We start from the raw sequence: 7,043 nt of genomic DNA, 5'->3' as shown, positions 1-7,043 counted from the left end.
TTCCTCTACTATGCTCAAGGTTTTCCTAGACTCAGAGTAGCACCGGATGTGATGGTAATTTTTGATGTACCGCCTGGAGGTAGAGATAGTTATAAAGTTTGGGAAGAAGGACAAGTTCCCCAGGTAGTATTTGAGATGACTTCCCAAGGAACGCAAAAACAAGACCAAGAACAAAAGAAAAACCTGTATGAACAGTTAGGAATTGGAGAATATTGGTTATTTGACCCTAAAGGCGAATGGATTTCAGAAAAGTTACGGGGATACAGGTTAGAGGGTGAGACTTATCAATTAATTACCGATGGGATATGTCAACCTTTACAATTGCGGGTGAGAGTCGAGGGGGAATTATTAGGATTTTATCGTCTCGATACGGGTGACAAATTACTCGTACCTACCGAACTAGCAGAACAGTTACAACAAGAACGTCAACGGACAGAACAAGAACGTCAACGGGCAGAACAGGAGCGTCAACGGGCGGAACAAGAACGTCAACGGGCAGAACAAGAACGTCAACGGGCTGATAGACTAGCTGAGTATTTGCGTACTCAAGGAATAGATCCAGATTTGCTCAGTTAAGCCACAAATTTGAGTTTGTATTTTACTGATATAAATCAAGCAACCACTTTGATATTAGTTCATCCCAGGAATAGATATCATCAGTTTGTATCTGTGAACGGTCAAAGTTTTGTGCAGAAATTAAAGCTTGCTGAATACTATCAGCATCACTTGGTTGATAATAAAAAACGTGAGGTCGAGCAGATGACAGATAGGTAGGAGCAATTATCGGTAACTGACAGTAAGTATACTGAATTACTTTTAGACTATCAGTCAAGGACTCTATACCAGGACTGTAAGAGCGTATTTGCAGGGCTATATCTGCATATTTAATATAGGGAATTGTGTCTTTAAAAGGCATTTCTCCATAGGAAATAATATTTTTATTAGCTGGTAGGTTATTAATAGGCCCAATAATATGAAATTGCCAATCAGGAAATAGCTGGCTGGCTGATTCTAGAAATTCCACGTCAAAATAAGAGTTACCTACAAAAATAATGTTTGGGCAATTTGAATTTAAGTAGGGATTAGTATAGTTACTATCAAATAAATCTTTGCGAATGCCATGTAAATGTAATTGCAACTTAGGCAATCCTGCAAATTTTTTGTATATATATTGGCTAGGAACACTTACCAAATCAAATTTTGAGCTAATTTGTTTTTCAGTTTCTAAAACAACTGGGTGATTACGTAATAACCGTAAATCATCTGAAACACGATAGACAAACTTAGCATTAGGATTAAGAAATTTAAATTTTTCAAATAGCAATAGGGCGGGGGTGCTTTCAAAGATAATCAGGTCAGCATTCTCAATCATAGGTTCAACTGCACCCAAAGGAAATTGACTGTAAAGGCGGAATAATTTACTGGCTAGATAGTTAAGTAAATCCCATCGCAAGTTAGCAGGATGCCAAGGTGTGAACCAGACATAACTCCAGATTTTTGTTTCTACTTGCTGAAGTTGGTTAGCTTCTCGCACAACAGGATATTCTAGGCGGTAGTCTCCACGAATTACAGACAGCCAACTAATGGGTGCGGTGAAAAACACAACTTCCCAACCTTGACGCAAAAAGGCATCTGCTAACCAATGAAAACCCGCCTTACGTTTAGACTGCCAATAGTGACCAGTGACTAAAACTACACGCTTCATAACTTGCTCAACACTAATAATATTGTTTCCCAAACCTGTTAGACTAATACACTAGTAAATTTATCTACAACAAATCTATTTAGCTAGAGGAATTGCATCTAGTTGCTAATATATGACTCACGAATCGCAAAGTTTAGTTAAATTACAGGAAAAAATTAAGGCGCATACAGCTATTGTTGGTGTGGTTGGGTTGGGGTATGTAGGTCTACCATTTGCCGTGGAAAAAGCGAAAGTAGGCTATCAAGTGTTGGGTGTGGAGCAGAATCCCCAAAGAGCCGAACGGGTCAATATGGCTGATAATTATATTACAGATGTCAAAGACGAAGATTTAAAAGAAGTTGTTAGTAGTGGCAAACTACAAGCCGTTTTGGGTTTTGACCGAGTACCAGATATGGACGTAATTGTGATTTGCGTCCCAACACCGTTAACTAAAAATTTGACTCCCAATTTGAGTTATGTAGAAAGTGTAACCCATGCGATCGCTCACCATTTACGCCCAGGACAGTTAGTTACTCTGGAATCTACCACTTATCCAGGAACTACAGATGAAGTGATGCGTCCTGTATTAGAACAAATCAGTGGGTTAAAACAGGGTCAAGATTTCTTCTTAGCCCATTCCCCAGAACGGGTAGATCCTGGCAATAAACGCTACACCACAAAAAACACTAACAAAGTAGTGGGAGCATCTGATCCATCTTCTCTAGCCGTGGCAACGTTATTTTATCAGCAAACCATCGACCACATAGTACCTGTGAGTAGTGCCAAGGCAGCAGAATTAGTCAAGGTGTTTGAAAATACCTTTCGAGCCGTTAATATTGCTTTGGTGAATGAGTTGGCTTTATTGTGCGATCGCATCGGTTTAAATGTCTGGGAAGTTTTAGACGCTGCTAACACCAAACCTTTTGGCATTATGCCTTTTTATCCTGGCCCCGGTGTAGGCGGTCATTGCATTCCCATCGACCCCCACTATCTCGAATGGAAAGCCAAAGAAGTCAATTTCAACACCCATTTTATCGCCTTGGCTGGGGAAATTAACCGTTCTATGCCCATATTTGTCAGAGAAAAAGCCAGGAGAGTCTTAAATGAGTTGGGTTTAGCCCCTGCCAAATCTCAGGTATTAGTTATTGGTACAGCCTATAAAAAAGACCTTGGTGACTGGCGCGAATCACCCGCAATTATGGTAATTAACTATCTATTGGAAGATAAAATCACGGTTACTTATCATGACCCCTATGTGCCAGAAATTGAAGTGGCTGGTCAAACTTTCTTCAGTTTGCCACTAACAGATGAGACAATTGCATCGGCTGATTTAGTGATTATTGCCACAGACCATAGTCAAATTGATTACATCAATGTGGTAGATAAAGCCAAGGCAGTCTTAGATACAAGAGGGGTGACACGTCATCTCGATTGCCACCACGATAAAGTAACTCTGTTATAGGTATGGATAAGTGGTCAAGGATGTGAGCGAAAAACAAGTAATTGTTGTTGGGGCGGGGAACTGGGGTAAAAACCTCGTGCGTAATTTCCACAGTTTAGGGGCATTGGCAGGTGTTGCGGAAGCCCATCCGGGATTACGGGAAGCGATCGCCTCAACCTACCCAGATGTTGCTACTTATGATGATTTTCAAGCAGCTTTAAAAACTGATGTCTCAGCATTGGTTTTAGCAACTCCCGCACCTAGTCATTATCAATTAGCAAAGGCAGCTTTGGCAGCAGGTAAGGATGTTTTTGTCGAAAAGCCGATGACACTGCGTACTGATGAGGCGCGTGATTTAGCGGAATACGCAGACCAACAAGGGCGAATTCTCATGGTGGGGCATCTGCTATTATATCAACCTGCGATCGCCTGGATGCGGGATTATTTAGCTAGTGGCAAAGCTGGGGAAGTCCTACACGTCGCCACCAAAAGGTTAAAGTTGGGCAAGGTACGTACAGAAGAAAACGTCTGGTGGTCATTTGCCCCCCATGATGTATCAGTAGTCTTAGACCTGTTGGGCAATCCTAAACTACAACAAGTCCAAGCCCAAGGTAAAGCTATTTTACAGCCAAACATTGCCGATCACGTCCAGGTAGACCTGCGCTTTCAAAGTCGACAATCTGCTCAGATTAATTGTTCTTGGTATTGGCCTTTAACTGAGCGTAGTACAGTAGTCATTGCCCAAAAGCAAATGCTAGTTTACGATGAAGTCCAGCAAACGGTGACAATTCATCATAAATATATTGACGAAACTTTAAACCATCACGACGCAGGTAGTGAAGTTGTGGAAGTAGCGGCGGCTGAACCTTTAAAAATAGAGTGTCAACACTTTTTAGATTGTCTAAAAACTCGACAGAAACCCCGTTCTGATGGTTGGAATGGTGTAGCAGTAGTAGAAATTTTAGAGGAGGCGCAGAAATCCTTAGATGGCTAACTATTTTGTGCATGAATCCAGTTATGTGGATGAAGGTGCGGAAATTGGTGAAGGGACAAAAATATGGCACTTTTGCCATATTTTAGGCAAAGCTAAGATTGGTAAGAATTGTTCTTTTGGACAAAATGTTTTAGTGGCGAATAACGTAATTATTGGCGATAACTGCAAAATTCAAAATAACGTCTCTTTATATGAAGGCGTGATTTTAGAAGACTACGTTTTTTGTGGCCCTAGCATGGTGTTTACCAACGTCAAAACACCCCGTTGTGAGTTCCCACGCAATACCAGCAATGATTACCTGAAAACTTTAGTCAAACGTGGTAGTAGTATTGGGGCAAATGCCACGATAGTTTGTGGAGTGACTTTGCATGAATATGCTTTTGTGGCTGCTGGCGCAGTGGTGACAAAAGATGTACCATCTTACGCAATGGTTGCCGGAGTACCAGCAAAAATTATTGGTTGGATGAGTGCTTACGGTGATGTGCTAAAGTTTGATGCTGATGGCTATGCTGTTGATTCCACAGACGCTAAATACCAAAAAATCTCAGACACAGAAGTGATAAGGGTCTCATGAGCCAAAATAATATCCCAGTTCTTGACCTCAAACCCCAATATGATGCGCTAAAAGCCCAGATTCAAGAAGCTATATCTCGTGTTTTAGAATCTGGTCAGTTTATTATGGGGCCAGATGTGAAGCTATTTGAACAAGAGGTTGCTGCTTATCTAGGGGTACGCCATGCGATCGCTGTTAACTCTGGTACTGATGCTTTAGTCATTGGGCTAAGGGCTTTGGGTATTGGCGCAGGTGATGAAGTAATTACCACTCCCTTTAGCTTCTTCGCCACAGCTGAATCAATTAGTAATGTAGGTGCAACACCCATCTTTGCGGATATTAACCCAGAGACTTTTAATATAGATCCAGCCAAAATAGTAGAAAAAATTACGCCGCAGACTAAAGCTATTATGCCAGTCCATCTCTATGGCAATCCAGCAGCGATGACGGCTATTTTAGAAATTGCCCAAGCACATAATTTAAAAGTAATTGAAGACTGCGCCCAATCCTTTGGTGCGCGTTACTATGGCACTTGTTCAGGTTGTAATGATAGCTGTCAAGAAACCACTCGCACAAACATTACTGGTAAACACACTGGTACTATTGGCGATGTCGGTGCTTATTCATTCTTTCCATCAAAGAACTTGGGAGCTTACGGCGATGGTGGCTTAATTGTTACTGATGACGACCAAATTGCAGAAACAGCCCGAATGTTGCGGGTACACGGGGCGAAAAAGAAATATCATAATGAAGTTTTAGGCTATAACTCTCGACTTGATACACTGCAAGCCGCAATTTTACGGGTAAAATTACCCCACATTGACAAATGGAATGAAGGAAGACGGGTTGTAGCTAAAACTTATAATCAGCTATTAGCAGATGTTCCCGGTGTGGTGACACCAGAAATCGCCGATGGTCATGTGTTTCACCAATATACAATTAAGATTTTAGATGGGAAACGCGATCAAGTGCAGAAATATCTAGCTGACCAAGGTATCAGCACTATGATTTATTATCCCGTGCCTCAAGACCAGCTACCAGTTTACAAAGGGCAATATCCAGCAAATCCAGTCAGTGACTTATTAGCTACTCAAGTGTTGAGTTTACCAATTTGGCCAGAACTTGACTATGTGAATATTGAGCGAGTTGTGGCGACTATTAGAAAAGCTTTGACTGTAGAAGCTGATAATTTGTAGTGTTAATTGTCAAACAAGAAATTCTCGTCAGTTATTAACTGTAAATAGCTGCCTAGTAATACTGAGCCTTTTTAATTATAGGTCATATCCTAACTTGATATTTGAGGAGTAAATAAATGGATTTAACAGATAAAAAGTTTTTAGTTATTGGTGGTGCAGGATTAATTGGTTCTAATACAGTAGATGCTCTTTTAAGAGAAGATGTAGCAGAAATTAGAATTTATGATAACTTCACCAGAGGGAGAGAAGAGAATTTAGCAGACGCACTCAAAGATCCTAGAGTCAAAATGTTTGAACTAGGTGGAGATATCTTACATCGAGATATTTTAGATGCAGCAATGAAAGATATTGATGGTGTATTTCATTTTGCTGCTTTGTGGTTACTCCACTGTTATGATTTTCCCCGTTCAGCTTTTGAAGTTAATATTGGTGGCACATTTAACGTTTTAGAAGCTTGTATTAATAATCGCATCAAGAAATTAGTTTATTCTTCCTCAGCATCGGTTTATGGTGATGCAATTACCGAACCGATGACAGAAGATCATCCTTATAATAATACAAATTTCTATGGAGCAACTAAAGTAGCGGGTGAGCAGATGTGTAGGGCGATATATCACCGTTACAAAAATACTGATAAACACCTCGATTATGTAGGTTTACGCTACATGAATGTTTATGGCCCCAGACAAGATTACCGAGGTACTTATGTAGCTGTCGTCATGAAAATTCTTGATCGCATAGACAAAGGTTTACCACCAATTGTTTACGGGGATGGTTCTCAAGCCTATGATTTTGTCTATGTGGGAGATTGTGCTAGAGCTAATATCTGTGGGATGAAATCTGACGCTACTGATGAGTTTTATAATGTGGGTACTGGCATTAAAACAACAATTAAAGAACTCACAGAAATCATATTAGAACTGACAGGTTCAGACTTAAAAATTCACTATGAACCTGCTGGAACTACCTTTGTAAAAAATCGTGTTGGTTGTCCTGAAAAAGCTGCCTCAGAAATTGATTTTAGAGCCAAAACAGATTTACGGGAAGGACTACAACAATTAATTCAATGGCGACAAACTCATAAAGAAGAAGTAGCACGTCGTCGTTTAGCTGTAGGATTGACAGATTAAACACTGAGTTTAAACTCATAGCATTAGAAATCAGTTGTGTACTTT

The 7,043-nt window shown here is 40.4% G+C and carries 7 protein-coding genes; 6 read left to right on the top strand and 1 reads right to left on the bottom strand.

The genetic code is table 11. The annotated features are described in order from the left end of the window. On the top strand, positions 1-576 hold a 576-nt coding region (locus A3775_RS12945), incomplete at its 5' end, for a Uma2 family endonuclease (RefSeq protein WP_231867005.1). Positions 577-598: 22 nt separating this feature from the next. On the opposite strand, the gene A3775_RS12940 is transcribed toward A3775_RS12945, so the two are convergent. Next, positions 599-1,705, bottom strand: coding sequence for a glucuronosyltransferase (locus A3775_RS12940; RefSeq protein ID WP_066377060.1), 1,107 nt, complete (start codon positions 1,703-1,705; stop codon positions 599-601). Positions 1,706-1,817: 112 nt separating this feature from the next. Between A3775_RS12940 and A3775_RS12935 the strand changes: the two genes are divergently transcribed. The 5 genes from A3775_RS12935 to A3775_RS12915 all read left to right on the top strand — a co-directional run bounded on the left by A3775_RS12935 (position 1,818) and on the right by A3775_RS12915 (position 6,998). Beyond that, a complete protein-coding gene (locus A3775_RS12935) occupies positions 1,818-3,146 on the top strand; it encodes a nucleotide sugar dehydrogenase (RefSeq protein WP_066425256.1) in 1,329 nt (442 codons plus the stop codon). A 22-nt stretch (positions 3,147-3,168) separates the two neighbouring features. After that, on the top strand, positions 3,169-4,119 hold the full coding sequence (locus A3775_RS12930; protein ID WP_231867004.1) for a Gfo/Idh/MocA family protein: 951 nt from the start codon (positions 3,169-3,171) through the stop codon (positions 4,117-4,119). Then, the gene (locus tag A3775_RS12925) at positions 4,112-4,693 is read left to right on the top strand and encodes an acyltransferase (RefSeq protein ID WP_066377064.1); all 582 of its coding nucleotides are present in this window, start codon (positions 4,112-4,114) and stop codon (positions 4,691-4,693) included. Before A3775_RS12930 ends, A3775_RS12925 begins: the two co-directional genes overlap by 8 nt. Continuing rightward, positions 4,690-5,868, top strand: coding sequence for a DegT/DnrJ/EryC1/StrS aminotransferase family protein (locus tag A3775_RS12920; protein ID WP_066425251.1), 1,179 nt, complete (start codon positions 4,690-4,692; stop codon positions 5,866-5,868). Before A3775_RS12925 ends, A3775_RS12920 begins: the two co-directional genes overlap by 4 nt. Before the next feature lie 116 nt (positions 5,869-5,984). Next, positions 5,985-6,998, top strand: coding sequence for an NAD-dependent epimerase/dehydratase family protein (locus tag A3775_RS12915; RefSeq protein WP_066425249.1), 1,014 nt, complete (start codon positions 5,985-5,987; stop codon positions 6,996-6,998). Positions 6,999-7,043: the final 45 nt, after the last annotated feature.

The sequence above is a fragment of the Anabaena sp. 4-3 genome (genome assembly GCF_001597745.1).
Lineage (GTDB): Bacteria > Cyanobacteriota > Cyanobacteriia > Cyanobacteriales > Nostocaceae > Trichormus.
This window is presented reverse-complemented; position numbering and strand designations above follow the sequence as displayed.